The sequence below is a fragment of the Streptomyces sp. NPDC043952 genome, from assembly GCF_056435325.1.
In genome coordinates this window covers 170,244-193,900 of the sequence record NZ_JBWKES010000006.1, presented here as the reverse complement: position 1 = coordinate 193,900, position 23,657 = coordinate 170,244, and the positions used below count along the sequence as shown (strand labels likewise).

The following is a 23,657-nucleotide window of genomic DNA, read 5'->3' as shown; positions in this document are numbered from 1 at the left end:
ATCCTGCGGAATCCCGGCGTGGTCGGGTGTGTCCCCGTCCGCACGTTTCACGTGAAACATACCCCGATTCCCCCGGTCGCCCAGGGCAGGTCCAGCAGCTCCGTTTCCTCGCCCTGCCGGGCCCCGCCCGGCGGTACGACGGCCAGCGCGTCGGCGGCGGCGATGCCGCGCAGCATGGCCGGGCCGTTGTAGTGCAGCGGTACGGCGCGGTCGCCGCGCAGCACCACGGGGACGAGCCGGGTGTCGTACGGGTGCCCGTGTACCGCCTCCGTCAGCGGCAGCGTGTACGGCTCCGGGGCGGGGCGCGCGGCGAGGGTGCGCAGCAGCGGCTCGGCGAGCGTGATGAGGCCGGAGACGGCCGCGAGGGGGTTGCCGGGGAGGCCGACGAGGTGCTGGTCGTCCCTGGTGCGGGCCAGCAGCATGGGGTGACCGGGGCGCACCTTCACGCCGTCGACGAGGAGTTCGGCGCCGATGCGTTCCAGGGTGGGGTGGACGTGGTCGTGCGGCCCGGCGGCGGTGCCTCCGGTGGTGACGACCAGGTCGGCGGTGGAGGCGGTGATCGCCTTGTGCAGGGCCCTGGCGTCGTCACGGACCCGGCGCACCGCGACGACCTCGGCGCCGAGTGCCCGCAGCCAGGGCGGCAGCATGGGGCCGAGCGCGTCCCGGATCAGCCCCTCGCTCGGCAGCCCCTCGGTCAGCAATTCGTCCCCGAGGACGAGGACTTCGGCGCGGGGGCGCGGGACGACGGTGACGGTGTCGTAGCCCGCGGCTGCGGCCAGGCCGAGGACGGCCGGGGTGATCTGGGTGCCGACGGGCAGCAACTGGTCGCCACTGCGGCACTCCTGGCCGCGCGGGCGGATGTCCTGGCCGTGGACCATCTCGCGGGTGGCGTGCAGTCGGCCCTGGGCGTCCGTGCGGCCGTGCTCGGTGCGCAGCACGGCGGTGGTGTCGGCGGGGACGCGGGCGCCGGTCGCGATGCGGACGGCCTCGCCGTCGGTGAGCGGCGCGGGCTGGGAGTGCCCGGCGAGCACGCCCTCCTCGCGCACCGTCCAGGGTCCGGGTCCGGCGACCGCCCAGCCGTCCATCGCGGAGGTGTCGAAGGAGGGCAGGTCGGTGAGCGCGTCGAGGGGCGCGGCGAGGACGAGGCCGAGGGCGTCGCCGAGGGGGACGGAGACGGGGGTGTGGCGGGGGGCGGGGCCGGTCGCGGAGGTCGTTCCGGCGGGCCGGGCCGCGCGGCTGGACCGGGCGGTCCGGGCGGCTCGGGCGGCGGTCTCGCGGGCCTGGGGCCAGGGGGTGGCGCGGTGCCGTTCCGCCGCGGCGTGCGGGTGCGGCTCGGCGTGCCGCGGGTCCCGTGCGGGGCCGGTGCCGTCGTCCTTGGGCTCCCTCACGAGGGCCAGGGCCTCCTCGACGTCGAGGTCGTCGCTGTCCTCCACGGGTGCCCCGTTCCGGATTCCGGGCGCGGTCATCCGGCGTCCGGGGCGCTCGGGCCCCCGCCTTTCCCGGCCTCCGCCGCCTCTTCCTCCCAGCGCAGGGCCAGTGCGGCGGCCTTGCGGGCGGCCTCGGCAACGGCCTCGGGGCCGCCCTCGCCCCGAGCCGCGGCGTAGCCGACGAGGAAGGTGGTCAGCGGGGCGGCGGGCCGGGCGACGCCGTGCGCGGCGTCACGGGCCAGGTCGAGCAGGACGTTCGTGTCGACGTCCAGGTCGATGCCCAGCTCGTCCTTGACTGCGGAGATCCATTCATCCAACACGTGCCCATGCTCCCTGATGCGTGCCCTGGCGTTGACGATGTCGTCCCAGGTGTCGCAGTCGAAGGACGCGTGCGGGTCCGGGACGCGGGTGAGGTTGAGGGCGCCGGTGAGCCGGCGCAGCGGCAGCCCGGCGAGGCCGTCGTGCGCGGCGGTGAGGGAGGCCAGTTCGCGGCGCAGCGCGGTGGTGCGGTACGCGGCGACGAGGGGCTGGTCGCGGCCGTCCGCGTCGGTGAGCAGCGCGCCGTCGGCCCCGCTGTCGTCCAGGGCGGTCAGCAGGCGGTGCAGCGTGTCGGCCCGCAGGAAGGGCAGGTCGGCGGAGAGGACGACGGCGCGCTCGGCCGTGGTGTCCCGCAGCCCGGCGGCCAGCGCGGCGACCGGTCCGGCGCCGGGCGGCTCCTCGCGTGCCCAGCACACTGGGCGGGCGGTGGTCCGGGGCGCGGCCACGACGACGGTCGTCCGAGCGCCCGCACACGCCGTGAGCACCCGGTCGAGCAGGGCCCGGCCGCCGACCCGCACTCCGGGTTTGTCGGCCCCGCCGAGCCGCCGCGCGGCACCGCCGGCCAGCACGACGGCGTCGTACGGCGGGGGCGCCGCGCGGCTCCCGGAGACGGCCGCGGCCTGGGCGGCGGCAGGCGGCCCGGCCGTGCTGGTGGCCGTCGGCCCGGCGGCGGCGTTGTCGGTCACTTCCCGAGTATGCGGGCCGGGCCGGTCGCAGGGAACCAAGGGCTCACGGGAGCCCGGCGGGTCACAGGGTGCGCAGCAGCACCGCCGGCTGTTCCACGCAGTCCGCCACGTACCGCAGGAAGCCGCCCGCCGTGCCGCCGTCGCACACCCGGTGGTCGAAGGTGAGCGAGAGCTGGACGACCTGGCGCACCGCCAGCTCGCCCTCGTGCACCCACGGCTTGGGGACGATCCGGCCGACGCCGAGCATGGCCGCCTCGGGGTGGTTGACGATCGGCGTGGAGCCGTCGACGCCGAAGACGCCGTAGTTGTTCAGCGTGAAGGTGCCGCCGGTGAGTTCCGCCGGGGTCAGCGTCCCGGCGCGGGCCGCCTCGGTGAGCCGGGCGAACTCGCCGGTCAGCGACTCCGCGTCGCGGGCATGGGCGTCCCGGACGACCGGCACGACCAGGCCGCGCTCGGTCTGCGCCGCGAAGCCGAGGTGGACATACGGGTACCGGACGATCTCGCGGGCTTCGGTGTCGACCGAGGAGTTCAGCTCCGGGAACCGCGCGAGGGCCGCGGTGCAGATACGGGCGAGCAGCGCGACGAGCGAGATCTTCGGGCCTCCCGCCGCGTTCATCGCGGCCCGCGTGCGCATCAGTTCCGTGGCGTCGGCGTCCACCCAGCAGGTCGCGTCCGGGATCTCCCGGCGGCTGCGGGACAGCTTGTCGGCGACGGCACCGCGGATGCCCCTGAGGGGGATGCGCTCCTCGCTGCGGACCGTCACCGAGACCGTCGTCTCCTCCCGGCCGGGCGCGGCCGCGGCGGGGACCCCGGCCGTACGACCGGCGTCCTGACGACCGCCGCCGTGACGACCGCCGTCCTGACGACCGGCATCCTGGCCCGCGCCGGCCCGCAGGGCGCGCTCCACGTCGGCGCGCAGGATCAGTCCGTCCGGGCCCGAGCCCGCCAGTTGCCGCAGATCCAGTCCGCCCTCGCGGGCCAGCCTGCGGACCAGCGGGGAGATCACGGGCACGGGCCCGCCGGGCGGCACCGCTGCGACAGGCAGGCTCGACACCGGCGCGGCGGCGCTGCCGTTCACGCCCGCGCTCGCGCCCCTGGTGCCGTTCGCCGCGGCCTTCGCGCCCGTGGCTCCGTTTCCGCGCGCGCCGCCGCCGGTCAGGGCCGCGGGCCGCACCCTGCGGCGCCGGCCGGGGGCCTCGGAGGTGCCGTACCCGACCAGGACGTTGCCCGATCCGGCCGTGGGCTCCGCGTCCGGCGCGCCGACCGCGACCGTCAGGAGCGGGGCGCCGACCGGGAGTTCGGTGCCCTCGTCGCCGTAGCGGGCGGTGACCACGCCGCCGTAGGGGCAGGGGACCTCCACCGACGCCTTGGCCGTCTCGACCTCGACCACCGGCTGGTCGACGGCGACCACGTCACCGACCTGGACCAGCCAGCGCACGATCTCCGCCTCGGTCAGTCCCTCGCCGAGGTCGGGCAGCTTGAACTCCAGCACCTGTGCCATCAGCCCTCGGCCTCCCACTGGAGCCGGGCCACGGCGTCCAGGACGCGGTCCACGCCGGGCAGATGGTGCCGCTCCAGCATGGGCGGCGGGTAGGGGATGTCGAACCCGGCCACACGCAGCACGGGGGCCTCCAGGTGGTGGAAGCAGCGCTCGGTGACGCGGGCCGCGATCTCGCCGCCCGGCCCGCCGAATCCGGTGGACTCGTGCACCACGACCGCGCGGCCGGTGCGCCGCACGGAGGCGCAGACCGTCTCGTCGTCGAACGGCACCAGGGAGCGCAGGTCGACCACCTCCAGGTCCCAGCCCTCGGCCCGCGCGGCCTCGGCGGCCTCCAGGCAGACGGGCACGGAGGGGCCGTAGGTGATCAGCGTGGCGCTGCGGCCGGTGCGCCGGACCACCGCGCGCCCGATCGGCTCGACCTCGGCCGGCTCCTCGGGGTTCCAGGTGTCCTTGGACCAGTAGAGCCGCTTGGGCTCCAGGAAGACGACCGGGTCGTCGCAGGCGATGGCCTGGCGCAGCAGGCCGTAGGCGTCGGCGACGGTCGCAGGCGTGACCACGCGCAGGCCGGGGGTGGCCATGTAGTACGCCTCGGAGGAGTCGCTGTGGTGCTCGACGCCGCCGATGCCGCCGCCGTAGGGGATGCGGACGGTGATCGGCAGGGGCATCCGGCCGCGGGTGCGGTTGCGCATCCGGGAGACATGGCTGACCAGTTGCTCGAACGCCGGGTAGGCGAACGCGTCGAACTGCATCTCCACGACCGGACGCAGGCCGTACATGGCCATGCCGACGGCGGCGCCGAGGATGCCGGCCTCGGCGAGCGGGGTGTCGGTGCAGCGGTCCTCGCCGAACTCCTTGGCGAGCCCGTCGGTGACGCGGAAGACGCCGCCGAGGGTGCCGACGTCCTCGCCGAGCACGTGCACGGACGGGTCGGCGGCCATCGCGTCGCGCATCGCGCGGGTGAGGGCCTGGGCCATGGTGGCGGGCTTGACGGCCACGGTGGTCATCGGCGGTCGCCTTCCTGCTGGTCGGGCCCGTCCTGCTCGGCCGCCAGCTCGGCCCGCAACAGGTCCCGCTGTGCGCGCAGTTGGGCGGTGGTCTCGGCGTAGACGTGGTCGAAGAGGTCCATCGGGTCGAGCTGGGGGTCCTGGTTCATCCGCTCGCGCAGGTCGGCGGCCATCGCCTCGGCGTCCTCTCGGACGGCCTCCAGGCCGGCCTCGTCGATCAGGCCGCGTTCGGTCAGCTCCGTCTCCAGCAGGCGCACCGGGTCGTGCGCGCGCCAGGCCTCGACCTCGGCGTCGCCCCGGTAGCGGGTGGCGTCGTCGGCGTTGGTGTGCGCGTCGATGCGGTAGGTGACCGCCTCGATCAGCGTGGGTCCGCCGCCCGCGCGGGCGTGCCGGACGGCGTCGGTGAGCACCTCGTGCACCGCGGCCGCGTCGTTTCCGTCGACCAGGCGGCCGGGCATGCCGTAGCCGACGGCCTTGTGGGCCAGGGAGGGCGCGGCGGTCTGCTTGGCGAGCGGGACGGAGATGGCGAAGCCGTTGTTCTGCACCAGGAAGACGACGGGTGCCTGCCAGACGGCGGCGAAGTTCAGCGCCTCGTGGAAGTCGCCCTCGCTGGTGCCGCCGTCGCCGACCATGGCGAGCGCGACCACGTCGTCGCCCTTGAGACGGGCGGCGTGGGCGAGGCCGACGGCGTGCGGCAGCTGGGTGGCCAGCGGAGTGGAGAGGGGGGCGACCCGGTGCGCGTACGGGTCGTAGCCGGTGTGCCAGTCGCCGCGCAGCAGGGTGAGGGCCTCGACCGGGTCCACGCCGCGGGCGACGACGGCCAGGGTGTCGCGGTAGCTCGGAAAGAGCCAGTCGCGGTCTTCGAGGGCCAGGGCGGCGGCGACCTCGCAGGCCTCCTGGCCGGTGCTGGACGGGTAGACGGCGAGGCGGCCCTGCTTGGTGAGCGCAGTGGCCTGCGTGTTGTAACGGCGGCCGCGCACCAGCTGGGCATGGAGCCTGCGGAGCAGATCGGGATCGGCCTTGGCGGCCGCCTCGGTGCCGAGGACGCGGTACGGCTCGGCGTCGGGCAGCAGCGGCGCGGGGTCCATACGGGGCTGCCAGGCGGGCGGCGGCGATGGCCGGTACGCGCCCCGCTGCTCCAGAACCGTCATGACGGCACCTCCTCGTGGGAGCGGCTACGGGAGGCGTGTCGGCTGTGACCCGCCTCACCTACCGATTGTTCGGTCGTCGGCACATTTTGGCTACAGGCGCCTCCAGGCTGTGGACAAACGGTTCTCCACAGCCTGCAATGAACGCAGGACGTCCACGGCGATGAAGCGGGGGGACATGGCACCTGAACAAATGGCCGAGACGGCGCAGGACGCGCTGCCGCCGCCGGCCCGGCCGCTGGACGCCATCGATCAGGACATCCTGCGCATCCTCCAGGCGGACGGCCGCGCCTCGATACGGTCGGTCGCCGAACGCGTCCACGTCTCGCGGGCCAACGCCTACGCGCGCATCAACCGGCTGGTCGAGGACGGGGTGATCCGGGGCTTCGGCGCCCGCGTGGACCATGAGCGGGCCGGGCACAGCACCTCGGCGTACATCACGCTGAAGATCGTCCAGAACACCTGGCGCACGGTCCGCGAGCAGCTGCGCCAGCTGCCCGGTGCCTCGCACATCGCGCTGGTGGGCGGCGACTTCGACGTCCTGCTGCTAGTGCACACGCCCGACAACCGGGCGCTGCGCGAGCTGGTGCTCACCCGGCTCCAGGCGATCCCGGAGGTGCTGAGCACCCGCACGCTGCTGGTGTTCGAGGAGGAGGACCTGGAACCGGACGCATAGGCGCCCTTTTCCGGAACCGGCCGGGCCGATTTTCCGACTCTTCAGGCCGATATTCCGGCTCGGCCAGGCCGTTCATCCGACTTGGCCGGGCCGTTTTCCCTGATCATCGCAAGATCGCGCCGCCCCGCGCGGCCGGAGCCCGGTCAGGCCTTGCGCAGGCCGGAGAAGACCAGCTGGACGACCGCGTCGGCCACCTCGCGGCCCGAGGCGCCGCGGGCCTCCGGCCGGTACCACTCCACAATGGAGTTGATCATGCCGAAGACCAGCCGGGTGGCCAGCCGCACCTCCACGTCGGGGCGTACGTCCCCGTCGGCGGCGGCCGCCTTGAGCAGCTCGGCGACCCGGTGGTCGAAGTCGCGGCGGCGCTCCAGCGCCCAGCGCTCGGTGGCGGTGTTGCCGCGCACCCGCAGCAGCAGCGTCACATAGGGCAGTTCGGCTATGAGCACCTCGACCATGCGCCGCACGACGTGCTCCAGGCGCTCCACGGGCCGCCCCTCGCGCGCCGCCGGCTCCTCCAGGATGGCGAAAAGGCCGTCCAGGGCGCGGCTGACGGCCCGCTTCAGGAGCTCCTCCTTGCCGCTGACATGGTGGTAGATCGACGACTTGGAGATGCCGGCCGCCCTGGACAGGTGCTCCATGGAGGTACCGTCGTAACCGCGCTGGTTGAAGACCTGGACGGCGACGGTGAGCAGTGTCTCGGGGGTGTACGTGTCGCGCCTGGGCGTGGTCATGAGGTGCCCTCCCGCTTGTCGTCGGCATAGGCGTGGCGGTAGAGCGCGAGGGAGGGCGCGTAGCGTCCGGAGGGGTCGCGCTCGTGCATCGCGTCCAGGACGTCGTAGGCGAACTCGTCGCCCAGCCTGCGGTCCCATTCGAAGGGGCCGAGCGGGTAGTTGACGCCCAGGCGCATCGCGGTGTCGACGTCCTCCTCGGTGGCGACGCCCTTGGCGACCGCGTCATGGGCGAGGTCGATGATCCGGGCGACCGTGCGCGCCACGATCATGCCGGGGACGTCGCCGATGACGCTGACGTCCTTGCCGAGCGCCTGGAACAGGCCGACGGCCTCGGCGAGGGTGGCCGGCGAGGTGTCCTGGGAGGCGGACAGGGCGATACGGGTGGCCTTGCGGTAGTCGAGGGCGAGGTCGAAGTAGACGACGTCGCGGAACTCCACCGAGGTCTGGCCGTCGGCGAGGACCAGCTGGCCGCCGCCGGGCAGCTCCAGGTGGCCGTCCTCGTCGCCGTCCTCCTCGCGGATCTCGATGCCCGCCTCGTGGATCAGCGTGAGCAGTTCGGCGGCGGGGCCGAGATCGCCCCCGGCGAGCACATAGGCGGGCGGCTGCTCCTTGTCGGCGGTCTGCGGTTCGGGCTTCTCGGCGCCCTCCCCGTAGTCGTACCAGCCGTGGCCGGCCTTGCGGCCCAGGCGGCCGGACTCCACCAGGCGGCGCTGGGCCAGCGAGGGGGTGAACCGCACGTCCTGGAAGAAGGACTGCCACACCGAGTGCGTCACCGCCTCGTTGACGTCCTGGCCGATCAGGTCGGTGAGTTCGAACGCGCCCATACGGAAGCCGCCCGACTCGCGCAGGACCGCGTCGATGGTGGCCGGGTCGGCGCCCTGGGCCTCGTAGACGGCGAACGCCTCGGCGTAGAAGGGCCTGGCGATGCGGTTGACGATGAAGCCGGGGGTGTCCGCGCAGGCCACCGGGGTCTTGCCCCAGGCGCGGGCGGTCTCGTACGCGCGCGTGGCCGAGGTGACGTCGGTGGCGAACCCGGAGACGACCTCGACCAGCGGCAGCAGCGGCGCCGGGTTGAAGAAGTGCAGGCCGAGGAAGCGGCCCGGATGGCGCAGGGCGCCGCCGATCGCCGTCACCGACAGCGAGGAGGTGTTGGTGGCGAGCAGGCAGTCCTCGGCGACGATGTCCTCCAGCTCGCGGAACAGCTGCTGCTTGACGTCCAGCCGCTCCAGCACGGCCTCCACGACGAGGCCGCAGCCGGCCAGCTCCGCGAGCGCGTCCGCGGGTTCGAGCCGGGCACGGGCCGCGTCCCGGACGGCGGCGTCGAGCCGGCCCTTCTCCACCAGCCGGTCCAGGCGGGCGCCGATCGCCGCGGCCGCCTCACCGGCCCGGCCGGGCGCGGTGTCGTAGAGCCGCACCGGGTGGCCGGCGACCAGTGCGACCTGGGCGATGCCCTGGCCCATGGTGCCGGTGCCGACGACTGCCACGGGGCTGCTGAGGTCGAGTGCTGTCATGTGCGCGATCCTCCCGCACGGGGTTTTCCACAGATGCGGCGGACCCCCTTGAACCGACCGATCGTTCGGTTACTCTAGCCCTGACCGTCCCATCCCGCTGCTCTTTCCGCCAGGTCCTGAACTCGAAGGCGAGTTCTCCAGACGAGGAGTTGGTCCCGCATGGCCGCCGAACTGACCGTCCCCGAGCTGATCGCGAAGCACCGGCCCACTCTCGACCAGGCCCTGGAAGCGATCCGCACGCGCGCGTACTGGTCCCCGCACCCCGAGCACCCCAAGGCGTACGGCGAACACGGCAGCCTGGACGCGGCCGCGGGCAAGGCCGCCTTCGACGCCCTGCTGGGCACCCGCCTCGACCTCGGCCAGGCGGGCACGGACGACTGGGTGGGCGGCGAGGTCTCGCCGTACGGCATCGAGCTGGGCGTGAGCTACCCGCACGCGGACCTGGACGTACTGCTGCCCGCGATGAAGGCCGGACAGCCGGCCTGGCGGGACGCGGGCCCCGAGGTGCGCGCCGTGGTCTGCCTGGAGATCCTCAAGCGGATCAGCGACCGGACGCACGAGTTCGCGCACGCGGTCATGCACACCAGCGGCCAGGCCTTCATGATGGCGTTCCAGGCGGGCGGCCCGCACGCCCAGGACCGCGGCCTGGAGGCGGTGGCATACGCATACGCGGAGCAGGTCCGCACCCCCGAGTCCGCCGAGTGGACCAAGCCGCAGGGCAAGCGCGACCCGCTGGTGCTGGCCAAGAACTTCACGCCGGTGCCGCGCGGCATCGGCCTGGTCATCGGCTGCAACACCTTCCCGACCTGGAACGGCTATCCGGGCCTGTTCGCCTCCCTGGCGACCGGCAACGCGGTCCTGGTCAAGCCGCACCCGCGCGCGGTGCTGCCGCTCGCGCTGACCGTGCGGATCGCCCGCGAGGTGCTCTCCGAGGCCGGTTTCGACGCCGAGCTGGTCGCCCTGGCCGCCGAGCGTCCCGGTGAGGGCATCGCCAAGGCGCTCGCGACCCGCCCGGAGATCCGGATCATCGACTACACCGGTTCGACGTCCTTCGGCGACTGGCTGGAGGCCAACGCCCGCCAGGCGCAGGTCTACACCGAGAAGGCCGGCGTCAACACGGTGATCGTGCACTCCACGGACGACTACAAGGGCATGCTTTCCAACCTGGCGTTCTCGCTGTCCCTGTACAGCGGCCAGATGTGCACCACCCCGCAGAACCTGCTGATCCCGCGGGAGGGCATCCACACCGACCAGGGCCCGAAGACCTTCGACGAGGTCACCGCCGACCTCGCCCGCGCGGTCGACGGCCTGCTCGGCGACGACGCGCGGGCCAACGGGCTGCTGGGCGCCATCGTCAACCCGGACGTCAAGGCCCGTCTGGAGGCCGCGGCGGGCCTCGGCGAGGTCGCCCTCGCCTCGCGGGAGATCACCAACCCGGAGTTCCCGGACGCGGTGGTGCGCACCCCCGTGATCGTCAAGCTGGACGGCGCCAAGCCGGACGCCGAGGCGGCGTACATGAGCGAGTGCTTCGGCCCCGTCTCCTTCGCGGTCGCCGTCGACTCGGCGACCGACGCGGTGGAGCTGCTGCGGCGCACGGTCCGCGAGAAGGGCGCGATGACGGTCGGCGCGTACACCACCGACGGCGATGTGGAGCGGGCCGTCGAGGAGGTGTGCCTGGAGGAGGCCGCCCAGCTGTCCTTCAACCTCACCGGCGGGGTGTTCGTGAACCAGACGGCCGCCTTCTCCGACTTCCACGGCTCGGGCGGCAACCCGGCGGCGAACGCGGCCCTGTGCGACGGCGCCTTCGTGGCCAACCGGTTCCGGGTGGTCGAGGTGCGCCGGCAGGGCTAGGGGGTGAGGCCGTCGGGGGAGCGCGTCCCCCGACGGCCTCTCTCATCGTCTTCTCCCCGGCGGGATTCCCTTTCGGGTTTCTCCCCGTCGGGTTTCGTTTCCCGACGGCGGCGAAGGCTAGTCGGCGGGTGCGCCCGCGGTGGCGCTCCAGTGGTACAGCGTCATCGCCACGCTGGTGGCGAGGTTGTAGCTGGAGACCTGGGGGCGCATCGGCAGCCGCAGCAGATGGTCGGCACGCGCGCGTACCTCCGCCGAGAGACCGGTGCGCTCCGAACCGAACGCGAGGACGGCGTCGTCGGGCAGCTCGGTGCCCCGGATGTCCTCGCCCTCCGGGTCCAGGGCGAACAGCGGGCCGGGCGGCAGCTCGCCGACGCCGAGGCGCTCCACGGCGGTCGCGAAGTGCAGGCCCGCGCCGCCGCGCACCACCGTGGGATGCCAGGGGTCGAGCGTGCCGGTGGTGACCACGCCGGTGGCCCCGAAACCGGCGGCCAGCCGGATCACGGCGCCCGCGTTGCCGAGGTTGCGCGGGTTGTCGAGGACCACCACGGGGGCGGTGCGCGGCATCCGGGCGAGCGCGGCCAGCTGTGCCTCGCGTGAGGGCCGTACGGCGAGCGCGGCGACCCCCGTCGGATGGGGGCGGGCCACGAGCGCGGCGTACGTCTGTTCGGGCACCTCGGTGAGCAGCGCGTCCAGGGTCTCCCGTACGTCCCCGGCCAGTTCCCCGGCCAGGGCGAGCGCGGCCCTCCGGTCGGTGGTGACCGCCACCGGCACCTCGGCGCCGAAGCGCAGCGCGTGCTTGAGGGCGTGGAAACCGTCGAGCAGTACGGCACCGCCGGCGTGCTCACGCCAGCGGATCAACGGGTCGGTCATGCCGTGAACCCTACGCGTCCGGGCGTGCTGTCCTCCGGGGAGCGGGGCGCGGGCACCGTACCGTCCGCGCCGCCGTCCTTGACGAACCGTCCCCGCGCGCGAGCCGCGAGGGCCCCGACCCGGCGCAGGAAGGAGGTCGGCAGGAAGACCGCGTCCGCGGTGATCATCGCCAGCGAGAAGAACGGCAGGCCCAGTACGACCGCGATCACCAAGTGCTCCAGCATCAGGAACACCAGCAGCACGTTCTTGGCCCGCCGGTTGAGCAGGGTGAAGGGGAAGGCGACCTGCACGATGACGGTGCCGTACGCCACGATCATCAGCATGGTGCCGCTGGCGGACAGCAGATCGGCGAGGGCGGGCCAGGGCGAGAAGTAGTCGAGGTGCAGCGGGTAGTAGACGGCGGTGCCGTCCTGCCAGCGCGAGCCCTGGATCTTGTACCAGCCGGCCGTGGCGTAGATCAGGCACGCCTCCGCCATGATCACCACGAGGGCGCCGTTGTGCAGGACGTTGGCGATCACGTCCAGCAGGATCCGCGGCTCGGCCGTACGCGCCAGACGCTGGACCAGCCACCACAGGCCGAGCCCCGCCCACGCCGCCCACAGCAGGACGGGGATCAGCCAGGAGTTGTCGAAAAGCAGACCGGCCGCGGTCACCGTGACCAGCGCGATCCCGAGGAGAGTCCACAGGATGAGGCCGGTCCAGTCGGTGGGGGTCCGGTCGGGGACGGCCAGGCCGGGGGTGGATCGGTCGGTGACGGCCGGATCGGGGGCGGACCGGCCGTCGGCGGCCGGATCGGGGGTGGACCGGCCGTCGGCGGGAATCCGGTCGGCGGGAATTCGCTCGGCGCTCGCCCTGCGCCGCGCGTCGAGGGACCAAACCTGCCCGCAGCGCGTGAACACGAGGTAGATGGCCATCAGGTGCAGCACGTTGTCGCCGCCGTCGCCGACGAAGACGCTGCGGTTCTGGAGCGACAGGACGCCCACCATGAACAGCACCGAGGCCGTACGGGTGCGCCAGCCGAGCAGCAGCGCGGCGCTGGCAAGGATCGCGAGCAGGTAGAAGCACTCGAACCACAGCTGCCCGCTCGACCAGATGAGGGCCGTGAAGGCGTGGTTGTCCATGATCAGCTGCCGGCCCATGTTCCAGCCCCAGGGACCGTCCGGGCCGTACAGCTCCTGGCGGTGGGGGAACTCGCGCAGCAGGAAGAACAGCCAGGTACCGGCGAAGCCGATCCGGATCACGGCGCTCTGGTACGGCCCGAGCGCCGCCTCGGTGACACGGGCGAGCCCGCGCGACAGGGCCTTGGAGAACTGGTTCACCGCACACCTCCGGCGGCCTCGGCGGCGCTCACCGTCCACCAGGGCAGCACGCGGTAGAGGGGCTTGTCGGACACCTGTTCACCGCTCCATGAGGGGGGCTGCACATTGATGGTGCAGGAGCGCATCTGCACCCGCTGTATGACACCGATCCGGCTGGTCGGATCGGTGCGGTACAGGCGCATCACCGCGATCCGGCGCAGGTACTGCTCCGACAGGGCACCGCGCATGCCGACGGGACGGTTGTCCGCGGTGTGCGTCGCGGTGAGGAAGTCCCAGGCGCGGCGCAGTTCGTTCTGCTGGGTGTGGCTGGGCGCCGGGTTGTGCTCGATGGCGGCGCCGTCCTGGGCGGACAGGTCGGTCCAGCCGGTGGTGCGCACACTGCCGTCCTTCATCCGCACCTCGGCGCGCACCTGCACGGCGATGTTCTGTTGCAGCGGATTGGGGGCGAACAGCTTCCAGTTCTGCTCGAACTCCGGGAACACCCATGCCTCGACGGCCTTCTCGTGCTGCTTCGACACCGTGTTCTGCGGCGCGAGGCTCAGGAACACCATCAGCAGATGCACCCCGACGCCGACGGCGACGACGGCGACCGCCAGCGCGGCGACGATCTGGTAGCGGCGGGAGAGGGCGGCGAGACCGCGGCGGACCGGGTCGTGACGCGGAACCGCGCTCTGCGGACGCTCCTCGTGCTCCGGGCACTCCGGGTGCCCCTCGTTCTCCGGGGGCTCCGCGCGCTTCTCGTTCTCCGGGCGCTCCGGGCGCTCCGCGTGCTCCTCGCGCTCCGGTTTCTCAGGGCCTCCCGGATTTTCCGGGGCCTCTGGGTTGTCCGGTACCTCTGGGTTGTCCGGTACCTCTGGTTTCTCCGGGGGACGCGCCCCGGCCGGCCCGTCCGGGCCGCGCGCGGCCCCCGAGTCCTCGTCGTACGCGTCCATTCCGCCCCGTTCCCCAATTCCGGCTCAGTCGTGGGTCGGCCCACCGGGACGGCCCCGCGGAGCCGCCCCATCCGATACGGCCGCCCGGCACAGGCGCCGCACGGTGCACGAGCGCCCATCGCGGCACATGCACGGAACGGTACTCAGCCCCTGCCGCCGAGCGCAGCCCCGGGGGCCGGACCCTCCCGTCTCCGCACGCTTCGTCCACAGACACCGCCCACCCGGAAACCCCTCGCCCGCGGATCCCACCGGTCCGCGCATTCCGCGGGACCGGTCCGCACTTTCGCCGACGGTCCGCGCATCGCATGCGTCGCCGCACTTGTCCACAGGTTCCGCTGTCCACAGGTTCCGCGCGGAGTTTTCCACAGCGGTTGACACTGTCCGGCGGCCCGGCACACCATTGATTCGCACGGACCGAACGATCGGTCGGGACAGTCCCATCGCAGAGCCCGAGGTCAGGGGGATCGCATGGCCACAGCAGCCGCGCAGGGCACGGCCCGCCCGGAGGCGGACGGCGCCCGGAACACCGCCGGGGACGAGGCGGAATACCAGCGCGTCTTCGACGCGGCGGTGGCCGCCGACGAGCGCATCGAGCCACGCGACTGGATGCCCGACGCCTACCGCGCGACCCTGGTCCGCCAGATCGCCCAGCACGCACACTCTGAAATCATCGGGATGCAGCCGGAGGCCAACTGGATCACCCGAGCGCCCTCCCTGCGCCGCAAGGCGATCCTGATGGCCAAGGTCCAGGACGAGGCGGGACACGGCCTGTATCTGTACAGCGCGGCGGAAACCCTCGGCACCGGCCGGGACGAACTGCTCGACAAGCTGCACAGCGGCCGCCAGAAGTACTCCTCGATCTTCAACTACCCCACGCTGACCTGGGCCGACGTCGGCGCGATCGGCTGGCTGGTGGACGGCGCCGCGATCACCAACCAGGTACCGCTGTGCCGCTGCTCCTATGGCCCGTACGCCCGCGCCATGGTCCGGATCTGCAAGGAGGAGTCCTTCCACCAGCGCCAGGGGTACGAGCTGCTGCTCGCCCTGAGCCGGGGCACCCCGGAGCAGCACGCGATGGCCCAGGACGCGGTGGACCGCTGGTGGTGGCCCTCGCTGATGATGTTCGGCCCGCCCGACGACGAGTCCCAGCACTCCGCCCAATCGATGGCCTGGAAGATCAAGCGCCATTCGAACGACGAGCTGCGCCAGCGCTTCGTCGACATCTGCGTCCCCCAGGCCGAATCCCTGGGCCTCACCCTCCCCGACCCCGACCTGAAGTGGAACGAAAAGCGGGGGCACTACGACTTCGGCCCGATCGACTGGACGGAGTTCTGGGAAGTCCTCAAGGGCAACGGCCCGTGCAACGAACAACGCCTGACCCAGCGCAAACGCGCCCATGACGAAGGCGCGTGGGTGCGCGAAGCGGCCGCCGCCCACGCGGCCAAGCACAGCGGCGGCACCGAGGCCGCCGGACACCTGACGACGGGAGCGGAGCGAGCATGAGCACCACCGACTGGCCCCTGTGGGAGGTCTTCGTGCGCTCGCGGCGCGGCCTCTCCCACACCCACGCCGGCAGCCTGCACGCGCCCGACGCCGAGCTGGCGCTGCGCAATGCCCGCGATCTGTACACCCGCCGCGGCGAGGGCGTCTCCATCTGGGTCGTCCCGGCCACCGCGATCACCGCGTCCTCGCCGGACGAGAAGGACCCCTTCTTCGAGCCGGCCGCCGACAAGCCGTACCGGCACCCGACCTTCTACGAGATCCCGGAAGGGGTGAAGCACCTGTGACCGCCACCGGCCCCGCCACCGTCCCGGTGACCGCCGCGCTCGCGCTCGGCGACGACGCCCTGGTGCTCTCCCACCGCCTGGGGGAGTGGGCCGGGCACGCCCCCGCCCTGGAGGAGGAGGTCGCCCTCGCCAACATCGCCCTCGACCTGCTCGGCCAGGCCCGCGTGCTGCTGTCCCTGGCCGGCGACGAGGACGAACTGGCCTTCCTGCGCGAGGAGCGGTCCTTCCGCAACCTCCAGCTGGTCGAGCAGCCGAACGGCGACTTCGCCCACACCATCGCCCGCCAGCTGTACTTCTCCACCTACCAGCACCTGCTGCACGCCGAACTCGCCACCGGAGACGGCCCGTTCGCGCCGCTGGCCGCGAAGGCGGTCAAGGAGGTCGCCTACCACCGCGACCACGCCGAACAGTGGACCCTGCGCCTCGGCGACGGCACCGGGACCAGCCATGAGCGGATGCTCCGCGCCTGTGACGCGCTGTGGCGGTTCACCGGGGAGATGTTCCAGCCCGTGGAGGGACTGGACGTCGACTGGGCGGACCTGGAGTCCCGCTGGCTGGAATCGGTCACGCGCGTACTCGGCCGGGCCACCCTCACCGTCCCCGAGGGGCCCCGCACCGGAGCCTGGTCGGCGGGCGCCGGCCGCCAGGGCATCCACACCGAGTCCTTCGGCCGGATGCTCGCCGAGATGCAGCATCTGCACCGCAGTCATCCGGGGGCGTCATGGTGACCGCCACCGCCCTGGAGGCGGAACTCCTGGAGCTGGCCGGTTCGGTCCCCGACCCCGAGCTTCCGGTGCTGACGCTCCATGAGCTGGGCGTGGTGCGCGCGCTGCGCCTGCACGGCCCCGAGGCCGCCGAGGTCGACCTGACCCCGACCTACACCGGCTGCCCGGCCATCGAGGCGATGTCCCTCGACATCGAACGGGTCCTGCGGGAACACGGCCTGCGCGAAATCTCGGTGCGTACGGTACTCACGCCCGCCTGGTCGACCGACGACATCACCCCCGAAGGCCGCCGCAAACTGCGGGAGTTCGGCATAGCTCCCCCGAGGACCCGCAAGACCTCTGGCCCTGTACCACTGGCCCTGGGCCCGACCCGCACCGGCGACACCGCGACCACCGGGGCCGTCGGCACCACCGAGGCCGAGCCCGTCCACTGCCCGCACTGCGGCTCGGCCGACACCGAGCTGCTGAGCAGGTTCTCCTCCACCGCGTGCAAGGCGCTGCGCCGCTGCCTGTCCTGCCGCGAACCGTTCGACCACTTCAAGGAGTTGTGATGGCGCGCTTCCACCCGCTCCAGGTGGCCGCGGTCGACCGGCTCACCGACGACTCCGTCGCCCTCACCCTCACCGTCCCCCCCGAGCTGCGCGCCGAGTACCGGCACGCACCCGGCCAGCACCTCGCACTGCGCCGCCGGGTGGACGGCACGGAGGTGCGGCGCACCTACTCGATCTGCTCCCCCGCGCCCGCCCCGGACGGCGAGGGCCCGAGCAGCCTGCGCGTAGGGGTGCGGCTGGTGGAGGGCGGCGCCTTCTCCACCTACGCGCTGAAGGAGATCAACCTCGGGGACGAACTGGAGGTGATGACCCCCGCCGGCCGCTTCACCCTGGAACCCGCGCCGGGCCTGTACGCGGCGATCGTCGGCGGCAGCGGCATCACCCCGGTGCTGTCCATCGTCTCCACCCTGCTGGCGCGGGAGCCGGAGGCCCGGTTCTGTCTGATCAGGAGTGACCGTACGGCGGCGTCCACGATGTTCCTGGAGGAGGTCGCCGACCTCAAGGACCGCTACCCCGAGCGGCTTCAGCTGGTGACCGTGCTCTCCCGCGAGGAGCAGCAGGCGGGCCTGCCCTCCGGCCGGCTCGACCAGCCGCGTCTCAGCCAACTCCTGCCCGCGCTGCTGCCGTTGGAGCGGGTGGCGGGATGGTTCCTGTGCGGACCCTACGGACTGGTACAGGGCGCCGAGGGGGCGCTGCGCGGCCTGGGCGTGGACCGCGCCCGGATCCACCAGGAGATCTTCCACGTGGACTCGGGACCTACCGCGGCGGGCACCGCGCCGGGGGCCGCGCACAGCACGGTCACCGCACGGCTCGACGGACGCGGCGGCACCTGGCCGGCGCAGGAGGGCGAGTCCCTGCTCGACACCGTCCTGCGCAACCGACCCGACGCGCCCTACGCCTGCAAGGGCGGCGTCTGCGGCACCTGCCGGGCCTTCCTCGTCTCCGGCGAGGTCCGCATGGACCGCAACTTCGCCCTGGAAGAGGAGGAGACGGACGCCGGGTACGTACTGGCCTGCCAGTCCCATCCGCTGACCGAACAGGTGGAGCTGGACTTCGACCGCTGAGGACGCACCACGGAACGCACCGGGGCTTCGGCGCGGACAACCCGACTACCCCCGCATCGCTACGACGCCGAGGGCCAAGCGCCTGGAACCGGCGCTCAGCCGCACGCGAGCGGTCCGCGGGCGAAGGGGACGAGCGGAGCCAGTGGGCTAGAGGACGTGGCCGGGACGGCCGTCGTCGGTGATCACCGGGCGGCCCGCGGCGGCCCAGGACTGCATGCCGCCGTCGATGTTCACCGCGTCGATGCCCTGCTGCACCAGATACATGGTGACCTGGGCGGACCGGCCGCCGGAGCGGCAGATCACGTGAACGCGGCCGTCCTGCGGGGCGGCCTCGGTCAGCTCTCCGTACCGGGCCACGAACTCACTGGTCGGGATGTGCAGCGCTCCCTCGGCGTGGCCCGCCTGCCACTCGTCGTCCTCGCGGACGTCCAGCAGGAAGTCGTCGTCCTTGAGGTCCGTGACACCGACGGTGGGCACACCAGCTCCGAAATTCATGCCTCCGACGCTACCCGACGACGGACGCGGTTCAGTCCTGCGCCAGCAGGGCCGTCAGTTCCTCCTCACGCCGGGTGATGTCGGCGCGGAGCTTGTCGGCGATCTCGTCCAGCAGCGCGTCGGGGTCGTCCGGGGCGAGGCGGAGCATGCCGGCGATGGCGCCGTCCTCCAGTTCGCGGGCGACCAGGTTGAGCAGCTCCTTGCGCTGGGAGAGCCATTCGAGGCGGGCGTACAGCTCCTCGGCGGGGCTCGGGCGCCGCTCGGGCGGTACCGGTCCCGCCGCCCATTCCTCGGCCAGTTCCTTCAGCAGGGCCTCGTCACCGCGGGCGTAGGCGGCATTGACGCGGGTGATGAACTCCTCGCGCCGGGTGCGCTCGTCCTCCTCCTGCGCCAGGTCGGGGTGGGCCTTGCGGGCGAGGTCGCGGTACAGCTTGCGGGCCTCCTCGCTGGGCCGTACCCGCTCCGGGGGGCGTACCGCCTGGTCGGTGAGCATGGCGGCGGCCTCGGGATAGAGGCCGTGGCCGTCCATCCAGCCGTGCATCAGCTCCTCGACGCCGGGGATCGGCAGAACGTTGGCGCGGGCCTCCTGGGCGCGGCGCACATCCTCCGGGTCACCGGTGCGGGCGGCCGTCGCCTCGGCGATCTCGGCATCCAGTTCCTCAAGGCGCAGGTAGAGCGGGCCGAGACGCTGTTCGTGCAGCCGGGAGAAGTTCTCGACCTCGACGCGGAAGGTCTCCACGGCGATCTCGTACTCGATCAACGCCTGCTCGGCGGCCCGCACGGCCTTCTCGAGCCGCGCCTCGGGGCGGGGGGCGTGGGGTTGTTCGGCTTCCGGGGTGCTCACCCGCCCAGCGTAGTCGCTGCGCTCGGCGTGAAGCCGGGACGGAGGGGGGCGGCCGGGTCGGAGCCGGATTCGTGGGGTGGGCGGGGTGCGGGGGCGGAACGGCGTGGGAGAGGTGGGCCGGTTGACGGGTGCGGGTTCGTGGTGGCCAGTCGCTCGTTTCCCCACACCTCGGGGGCGCCCCCCTCCCCCTCCCCCCTCCCTCCCTCCCCTCCCCACACCTGCCCACACCTGCCCCCGCCCCCCCTACACGCCCAGCTCCGCCGCTATCCGTCCCGCCCGTATCGCCGTGAGCAGGGTCGCGTGGTCGGACTCCGTGAGGTCCGCGTAGGTCAGGGCGAAGGTGGCGATGGCGTTGTCCAGGTCCTCGTTCTTGCCGCAGTAGCCGGCGATCAGGCGCGGGTCCGCGCTGTGGGAGTGGGCGCGGGCCAGCAGGGCGCCGGTCATGCGGGCGTAGTCGTCGAGCTGGTCGGCGGCGAGGGCGGCCGGGTCGACGCTGCCCTTGCGGTTGCGGAACTGCCGTACCTGGAAAGGCAGTCCGTTGACCGTGGTCCAGCCGAGCAGGGTGTCGCTGACCACCTGCATCCGCTGCTGCCCGCGCACGACCCGGCGTCCTTCGTGCGCGACCGGCGGGGTCGCGAAGCCGGCGGTGGCCAGGTGCGGGAGCAGCGCGGAGGGGCGGGCCTCCTTCACCTGGAGGACCAGCGGATGCTCGCGGTGGTCGAGGAGCAGGACCACGTACGAGCGGGTGCCGACGCTGCCGGTGCCGACCACGCGGAAGGCCACGTCGTGCACCGTGTACCGGGCGAGCAGGGGATGGCGGTCCTCGGGCAGGGTCGTCAGGTACTGCTCCAGGGACGCGGCGACCGCGGCGGCCTCGGCGTCCGGTATCCGGCGCAGCACCGGCGGGGCGTCGGTGAAGCGCCGCCCGCCGTCCGGGTGCGGTTCGGTCGACTTCGCCGCGAACCGGCCACTGGTGTTGGCCCGCGCCTTCTCCGAGACCCGTTGCAGGGTGCCGAGCAGGTCGTGGGCGTCGGCGTGGGAGACCAACTCCTCGTCCGCGATGGCGTTCCACGCGTCCAGCGCCGGGAGCTTCGCCAGCAGCCGCATGGTGTGGCGGTAGGCGCCGGCCGCGTCGCGCGCCGCGGCACGGCAGGTGTCCTCGTCGGCACCGGCCTCGCGGCCGGCCAGCACCAGGGAGGTGGCGAGCCGCTTCAGGTCCCACTCCCAGGGGCCGTGCACGGTCTCGTCGAAGTCGTTGAGGTCGATGACGAGGCCGCCGCGGGCGTCGCCGTACAGCCCGAAGTTGGCGGCGTGCGCGTCGCCGCAGAGCTGTGCGCCTATCCCGGTCACGGGGGTGCGGGCCAGGTCGTACGCCATGAGTCCGGCGGAACCCCGCAGGAAGGCGAAGGGGGTGGCCGCCATCCGGCCCACGCGGATCGGGGTCAGCTCCGCTATCCGGCCGGCGTTGGACTCGATGACGGCACGCACCGCGTCCGGGCGGGCGGCGTCCGGTTCGAAGGTGGCATGGGCGCTGCGCGGGACGCTTGTCCGCAGTGCCTTGCCCTCCTCCTTGGGCGAGCCCTGCCGGGGCCACGCGGCGAACCCGCGCACCCGTGGCAGCCTGCGCGCTCCGTCCTCGGGCCGCTTCCCCAGCTCCCCGCGCTCCTCCTGCCGCGGCTCACTCATCACGCCCGCACCGCTCCCGGTCACAGCGACCGCCTCCCCCGTACGCATCGAGACGAACATCAACTCGGCACGACCGTACAACCGGTGCGGGAAACCGCGTCAGCTCCTGTGGACAACCCGGCGGCTGTGGATAACTCACGCGTGCCGGGCCGCGCCCGCCCGTCACGGAGAAGTCCGAGAAGTCCGAGAAGTCCGGTGCGCCGGCGGCCGGTTCACCGTTCCGCCGGTGCCTCTCCCGTCTCCCCGCCCAGGTTCTCCGCGAGTTGGAACAGCGCGGGCAGGGCGTTCCCGATGGCTTCGCGGGCGTCGTCGTCCAGGGCGCCGAGTGCGGCGTCGATGCGGCGTTCGTGCGCTGTGGTCCAGGCCGCGAGCTTTTCGCGGCCGGCGTCGGTGAGGGTGACGACGGAGGCCCGGCGGTCGGCGGCGTCGACGTCCCGCGCCACCAGTCCCGCGCTGATCATCTGACCGATCAGCCCGCTGACCGTGCTCGGCGCCAGCCGTCGGCGCGCGGCGAGGTCGCTGATCCGTGCGGGGGAGTGCTCCCCGAGCACCTGGAGCAGTTCGACCTGCGCCATGGGGAGGGTCTCCCACGGGTAGTCGGTGCGGATCGAGGAGCGCAGCGCGCGGCGCAGCCGGGTGACGGCCTCGGTGAGCAGACGGGCCTCGGGAGCCCCTGTGGCCGGGCCGGGCCGCGTCTCACCGGCCGGGCCGGTCCGCGTCTGGGCGGCGGGACCGGGCGCGGAGACGTCGGGGCGTGGCTGCGCGGACATGCGGAAAGCCTAGCCGGGCGGCATCCGGAGACGGCCGGTCCGTCCGGGGCTCGGACACCCCCGACGCCGGCCGCCAGGGGACGGGGCTCACCAGGGGACGGGGGCTCACCAGGGGGCGGGGGCTCACCGGGGGGCGTAAGACGGGGCCTCTCATCGGAGGTCTCCGGGGCCACCTGGAGTGAAGGCGCTCCGGGTCATTCAGGGAGAGGCTTCTCGGGGCGCGCCCCCTCCCCCGCTCCGAACCAAGCCGCCCCGACCGCCACCACCGACGCCGCCACCAGGACCACCGCGGCGGCCTCCTGGCTCCCGTCCCGCCCGGCCGCCGCCGCGCCGCCCCCCACCTGCACCGCGAGCGTGACCAGCGCGACTCCGAGCGCCGTGCCCAGCCCCCGTGTCATGTTCACCAGCCCGCCGCCCGTCCCGGAGGACCGCGCGGGTATCGCGCCCATGATCAGCGCGTTGTTGGCCGGGGTGAACATCCCCAGCCCCAGCCCGGTCACCGCGAGCAGCGGCACCAGCTCGCCGATCCCCGGCGGCACGACCAGCAGCGCGGCCATGGCGGCGGTGAATACTCCCGCCCCGGCCAGGCACCGCCCCCGGTCCGGAAGGCCGCGCGGCAGCACCCGGTCGCCCCCGGTCGCGGCCAGCGCGAACCCGGCCGGCAGCGCGGTGAGCACCAGCCCCGCGGTCAGCTCGGAGGCGCCGCGCGCGGTGAGTACGACCGGCACCAGCACCAGCGGCCCGAACAGCACCAGGTAGCCGCTCAGGGCGCCCACCAGGCCGTACGCCACCGCCCGTACCCGCAGCAGGGCGAGGTCGAGCAGGGGCGCGGCGGCCTGCCGCTGGCGCCGTACGAAGGCCCATCCCGCGACGGCCGCGACCACGAACAGCGCGGCCACTCCCCAGCCGGGCACCGGCAGCCCGGAGGCGGCGGAGACGCCCATCAGGGTCCCGGTGGTGGCCGTGGCGAGCAGCAGGAGTCCCGGCCCGTCGAAGCGGGTGACCTGGGTGCGGGCGCGGGTGCGGGGCAGCAGATAGTGGCCGCCGACGAGCGCGACGACGCCGACGGGCACGTTCACCCAGAACACCCAGCGCCAGCCCAGGGTCGACACCAGGGCGCCCCCGACCGTCGGTCCCAGGGCCAGCCCCAGGGCCTGCGCGGCGGCCTGCACCCCGAGCGCGCCGCGCATCCGCTCGCGGGGCGCGCTGGTGGTCACCAGCGCCACGCTGTTGGCCTGCATCATGGCCGCGCCGGCCGCCTGGACCACGCGGAACGCCACGAGGGCCGCCAGCGAGGGCGCGAAGCCGCAGGCCGCGGAGGCGAGGGTGAAGACGGCGAAGCCGTAGAGGTAGAGCAGTTTTCGGCCGTGTGCGTCGGCCAGTCGTCCCGCGGGCACCAGCAGCGCCACGAGGGCCAGCAGATAGGCCAGCGAAACCCATTCGACGGCCGCGAGCGAGGCGTGGAAATCGGTGCGCAGACCGCCGTAGGTGAGCGTGACGATGCTGGCGTCGAGCTGGCCCATGAAGGCGCCGAAGCACACCGCGGCCACGGCCAGCCACCAGCTGTTCGGCCGTGCGCGGACCGCCTCGGGGCGGGCCCGCTCGGAGGTGAGCAGGGCGAGCCCGCGGCGTAGGGACGGATGCGGTCGCGTGTCGGTGCCCATACCCCCAGATTACATCGGTCACCGAAATACTTGGCTAGCGTTCTATTTCGATCACGGCAACGGGAGCCGCCCGTCTCGTTCGGCGAACGCACCGGGA

The 23,657-nt window shown here is 73.3% G+C and carries 22 protein-coding genes; 7 read left to right on the top strand and 15 right to left on the bottom strand.

Annotated elements, in window-relative coordinates:
* Positions 1–47 precede the first annotated feature (47 nt).
* From AC069R_RS09645 to pdhA, 5 genes are all read right to left on the bottom strand, one after another.
* Positions 48–1,466 (bottom strand): molybdopterin molybdotransferase MoeA, encoded by a 1,419-nt coding sequence (locus AC069R_RS09645; protein ID WP_478765985.1) that lies wholly within the window; start codon positions 1,464–1,466, stop codon positions 48–50.
* Positions 1,463–2,314, bottom strand: coding sequence for an NTP transferase domain-containing protein (locus AC069R_RS09640; RefSeq protein WP_478766144.1), 852 nt, complete (start codon positions 2,312–2,314; stop codon positions 1,463–1,465). The genes AC069R_RS09645 and AC069R_RS09640 overlap by 4 nt, the downstream gene beginning before the upstream one ends.
* 178 nt (positions 2,315–2,492) lie before the next feature.
* The gene (locus tag AC069R_RS09635; RefSeq protein ID WP_478765983.1) at positions 2,493–3,932 is read right to left on the bottom strand and encodes a dihydrolipoamide acetyltransferase family protein; all 1,440 of its coding nucleotides are present in this window, start codon (positions 3,930–3,932) and stop codon (positions 2,493–2,495) included.
* Positions 3,932–4,936, bottom strand: a complete 1,005-nt coding sequence (locus AC069R_RS09630; RefSeq protein ID WP_397984974.1) for an alpha-ketoacid dehydrogenase subunit beta — start codon at positions 4,934–4,936, stop codon at positions 3,932–3,934. The genes AC069R_RS09635 and AC069R_RS09630 overlap by 1 nt, the downstream gene beginning before the upstream one ends.
* Positions 4,933–6,087, bottom strand: a complete 1,155-nt coding sequence (gene pdhA / locus AC069R_RS09625) for a pyruvate dehydrogenase (acetyl-transferring) E1 component subunit alpha (protein WP_478765981.1) — start codon at positions 6,085–6,087, stop codon at positions 4,933–4,935. Before pdhA ends, AC069R_RS09630 begins: the two co-directional genes overlap by 4 nt.
* A 175-nt stretch (positions 6,088–6,262) precedes the next feature.
* Between pdhA and AC069R_RS09620 the strand changes: the two genes are divergently transcribed.
* Entirely contained in the window at positions 6,263–6,760 is a 498-nt protein-coding gene (locus AC069R_RS09620; protein WP_372504421.1) for an Lrp/AsnC family transcriptional regulator, read from the top strand.
* A gap of 143 nt (positions 6,761–6,903) precedes the next feature.
* On the opposite strand, the gene AC069R_RS09615 is transcribed toward AC069R_RS09620, so the two are convergent.
* Positions 6,904–7,491, bottom strand: coding sequence for a TetR/AcrR family transcriptional regulator (locus AC069R_RS09615; RefSeq protein WP_478765979.1), 588 nt, complete (start codon positions 7,489–7,491; stop codon positions 6,904–6,906).
* Positions 7,488–9,002, bottom strand: a complete 1,515-nt coding sequence (locus AC069R_RS09610; RefSeq protein ID WP_478765977.1) for a 3-hydroxyacyl-CoA dehydrogenase — start codon at positions 9,000–9,002, stop codon at positions 7,488–7,490. Before AC069R_RS09610 ends, AC069R_RS09615 begins: the two co-directional genes overlap by 4 nt.
* A gap of 159 nt (positions 9,003–9,161) precedes the next feature.
* On the opposite strand from AC069R_RS09610, the gene paaN reads away from it, so the two are divergent.
* On the top strand, positions 9,162–10,853 hold the full coding sequence (gene paaN, locus AC069R_RS09605; RefSeq protein ID WP_478765975.1) for a phenylacetic acid degradation protein PaaN: 1,692 nt from the start codon (positions 9,162–9,164) through the stop codon (positions 10,851–10,853).
* A 117-nt stretch (positions 10,854–10,970) separates the two neighbouring features.
* Here the strand turns inward: paaN and AC069R_RS09600 are convergent, their stop codons facing one another.
* From AC069R_RS09600 to AC069R_RS09590, 3 genes are read right to left on the bottom strand one after another with little or no spacing between them, the layout of a single operon-like run.
* Positions 10,971–11,723, bottom strand: a complete 753-nt coding sequence (locus AC069R_RS09600) for a TrmH family RNA methyltransferase (protein WP_478765973.1) — start codon at positions 11,721–11,723, stop codon at positions 10,971–10,973.
* Entirely contained in the window at positions 11,720–13,042 is a 1,323-nt protein-coding gene (locus AC069R_RS09595; RefSeq protein WP_478765971.1) for an HTTM domain-containing protein, read from the bottom strand. The genes AC069R_RS09600 and AC069R_RS09595 overlap by 4 nt, the downstream gene beginning before the upstream one ends.
* On the bottom strand, positions 13,039–13,974 hold the full coding sequence (locus AC069R_RS09590; RefSeq protein ID WP_478765969.1) for a DUF5819 family protein: 936 nt from the start codon (positions 13,972–13,974) through the stop codon (positions 13,039–13,041). The genes AC069R_RS09595 and AC069R_RS09590 overlap by 4 nt, the downstream gene beginning before the upstream one ends.
* 468 nt (positions 13,975–14,442) lie before the next feature.
* On the opposite strand from AC069R_RS09590, the gene paaA reads away from it, so the two are divergent.
* From paaA to AC069R_RS09565, 5 genes are read left to right on the top strand one after another with little or no spacing between them, the layout of a single operon-like run.
* Positions 14,443–15,477 (top strand): 1,2-phenylacetyl-CoA epoxidase subunit PaaA, encoded by a 1,035-nt coding sequence (gene paaA, locus AC069R_RS09585; protein ID WP_478765967.1) that lies wholly within the window; start codon positions 14,443–14,445, stop codon positions 15,475–15,477.
* Positions 15,474–15,761, top strand: coding sequence for a 1,2-phenylacetyl-CoA epoxidase subunit PaaB (gene paaB, locus AC069R_RS09580; RefSeq protein ID WP_190016117.1), 288 nt, complete (start codon positions 15,474–15,476; stop codon positions 15,759–15,761). Before paaA ends, paaB begins: the two co-directional genes overlap by 4 nt.
* Positions 15,758–16,489 carry a 1,2-phenylacetyl-CoA epoxidase subunit PaaC gene (gene paaC, locus AC069R_RS09575; protein WP_478765966.1) on the top strand — a complete coding sequence of 244 codons (732 nt, stop codon included), beginning with the start codon at positions 15,758–15,760 and terminating at the stop codon, positions 16,487–16,489. The genes paaB and paaC overlap by 4 nt, the downstream gene beginning before the upstream one ends.
* On the top strand, positions 16,483–17,037 hold the full coding sequence (gene paaD, locus AC069R_RS09570; RefSeq protein WP_478765965.1) for a 1,2-phenylacetyl-CoA epoxidase subunit PaaD: 555 nt from the start codon (positions 16,483–16,485) through the stop codon (positions 17,035–17,037). The genes paaC and paaD overlap by 7 nt, the downstream gene beginning before the upstream one ends.
* On the top strand, positions 17,037–18,101 hold the full coding sequence (locus AC069R_RS09565; protein WP_478765964.1) for a 2Fe-2S iron-sulfur cluster-binding protein: 1,065 nt from the start codon (positions 17,037–17,039) through the stop codon (positions 18,099–18,101). The genes paaD and AC069R_RS09565 overlap by 1 nt, the downstream gene beginning before the upstream one ends.
* Positions 18,102–18,248: 147 nt before the next feature.
* Here the strand turns inward: AC069R_RS09565 and AC069R_RS09560 are convergent, their stop codons facing one another.
* The 5 genes from AC069R_RS09560 to AC069R_RS09540 all read right to left on the bottom strand — a co-directional run bounded on the left by AC069R_RS09560 (position 18,249) and on the right by AC069R_RS09540 (position 23,560).
* A complete protein-coding gene (locus tag AC069R_RS09560) occupies positions 18,249–18,578 on the bottom strand; it encodes a rhodanese-like domain-containing protein (protein ID WP_397987240.1) in 330 nt (109 codons plus the stop codon).
* Positions 18,579–18,627: 49 nt separating this feature from the next.
* Entirely contained in the window at positions 18,628–19,440 is an 813-nt protein-coding gene (locus AC069R_RS09555) for a hypothetical protein (RefSeq protein WP_478765962.1), read from the bottom strand.
* A gap of 243 nt (positions 19,441–19,683) precedes the next feature.
* Entirely contained in the window at positions 19,684–21,126 is a 1,443-nt protein-coding gene (locus AC069R_RS09550) for a DUF2252 domain-containing protein (RefSeq protein WP_478765961.1), read from the bottom strand.
* Between the two features lie 212 nt (positions 21,127–21,338).
* Entirely contained in the window at positions 21,339–21,896 is a 558-nt protein-coding gene (locus AC069R_RS09545; protein WP_478765960.1) for a MarR family winged helix-turn-helix transcriptional regulator, read from the bottom strand.
* Positions 21,897–22,090: 194 nt separating this feature from the next.
* Positions 22,091–23,560 (bottom strand): MFS transporter, encoded by a 1,470-nt coding sequence (locus AC069R_RS09540; RefSeq protein ID WP_478765958.1) that lies wholly within the window; start codon positions 23,558–23,560, stop codon positions 22,091–22,093.
* Positions 23,561–23,657: the final 97 nt, after the last annotated feature.

Excerpts from the sequence above, each read along its gene's own strand:
- paaA (WP_478765967.1), top strand. The coding sequence starts at position 14,443 with ATGGCCACAGCAGCCGCGCAGGGCACGGCCCGCCCGGAGGCGGACGGC.
- AC069R_RS09635 (WP_478765983.1), bottom strand. The coding sequence starts at position 3,932 with ATGGCACAGGTGCTGGAGTTCAAGCTGCCCGACCTCGGCGAGGGACTG.
- AC069R_RS09545 (WP_478765960.1), bottom strand. The coding sequence starts at position 21,896 with ATGTCCGCGCAGCCACGCCCCGACGTCTCCGCGCCCGGTCCCGCCGCC.
- paaD (WP_478765965.1), top strand. The coding sequence starts at position 16,483 with ATGGTGACCGCCACCGCCCTGGAGGCGGAACTCCTGGAGCTGGCCGGT.
- AC069R_RS09540 (WP_478765958.1), bottom strand. The coding sequence starts at position 23,560 with ATGGGCACCGACACGCGACCGCATCCGTCCCTACGCCGCGGGCTCGCC.
- AC069R_RS09600 (WP_478765973.1), bottom strand. The coding sequence starts at position 11,723 with ATGACCGACCCGTTGATCCGCTGGCGTGAGCACGCCGGCGGTGCCGTA.
- AC069R_RS09630 (WP_397984974.1), bottom strand. The coding sequence starts at position 4,936 with ATGACCACCGTGGCCGTCAAGCCCGCCACCATGGCCCAGGCCCTCACC.
- pdhA (WP_478765981.1), bottom strand. The coding sequence starts at position 6,087 with ATGACGGTTCTGGAGCAGCGGGGCGCGTACCGGCCATCGCCGCCGCCC.
- AC069R_RS09615 (WP_478765979.1), bottom strand. The coding sequence starts at position 7,491 with ATGACCACGCCCAGGCGCGACACGTACACCCCCGAGACACTGCTCACC.
- AC069R_RS09645 (WP_478765985.1), bottom strand. The coding sequence starts at position 1,466 with ATGACCGCGCCCGGAATCCGGAACGGGGCACCCGTGGAGGACAGCGAC.
- AC069R_RS09620 (WP_372504421.1), top strand. The coding sequence starts at position 6,263 with ATGGCACCTGAACAAATGGCCGAGACGGCGCAGGACGCGCTGCCGCCG.
- AC069R_RS09590 (WP_478765969.1), bottom strand. The coding sequence starts at position 13,974 with ATGGACGCGTACGACGAGGACTCGGGGGCCGCGCGCGGCCCGGACGGG.
- AC069R_RS09550 (WP_478765961.1), bottom strand. The coding sequence starts at position 21,126 with ATGAGTGAGCCGCGGCAGGAGGAGCGCGGGGAGCTGGGGAAGCGGCCC.
- paaN (WP_478765975.1), top strand. The coding sequence starts at position 9,162 with ATGGCCGCCGAACTGACCGTCCCCGAGCTGATCGCGAAGCACCGGCCC.
- AC069R_RS09610 (WP_478765977.1), bottom strand. The coding sequence starts at position 9,002 with ATGACAGCACTCGACCTCAGCAGCCCCGTGGCAGTCGTCGGCACCGGC.
- AC069R_RS09565 (WP_478765964.1), top strand. The coding sequence starts at position 17,037 with ATGGCGCGCTTCCACCCGCTCCAGGTGGCCGCGGTCGACCGGCTCACC.
- paaB (WP_190016117.1), top strand. The coding sequence starts at position 15,474 with ATGAGCACCACCGACTGGCCCCTGTGGGAGGTCTTCGTGCGCTCGCGG.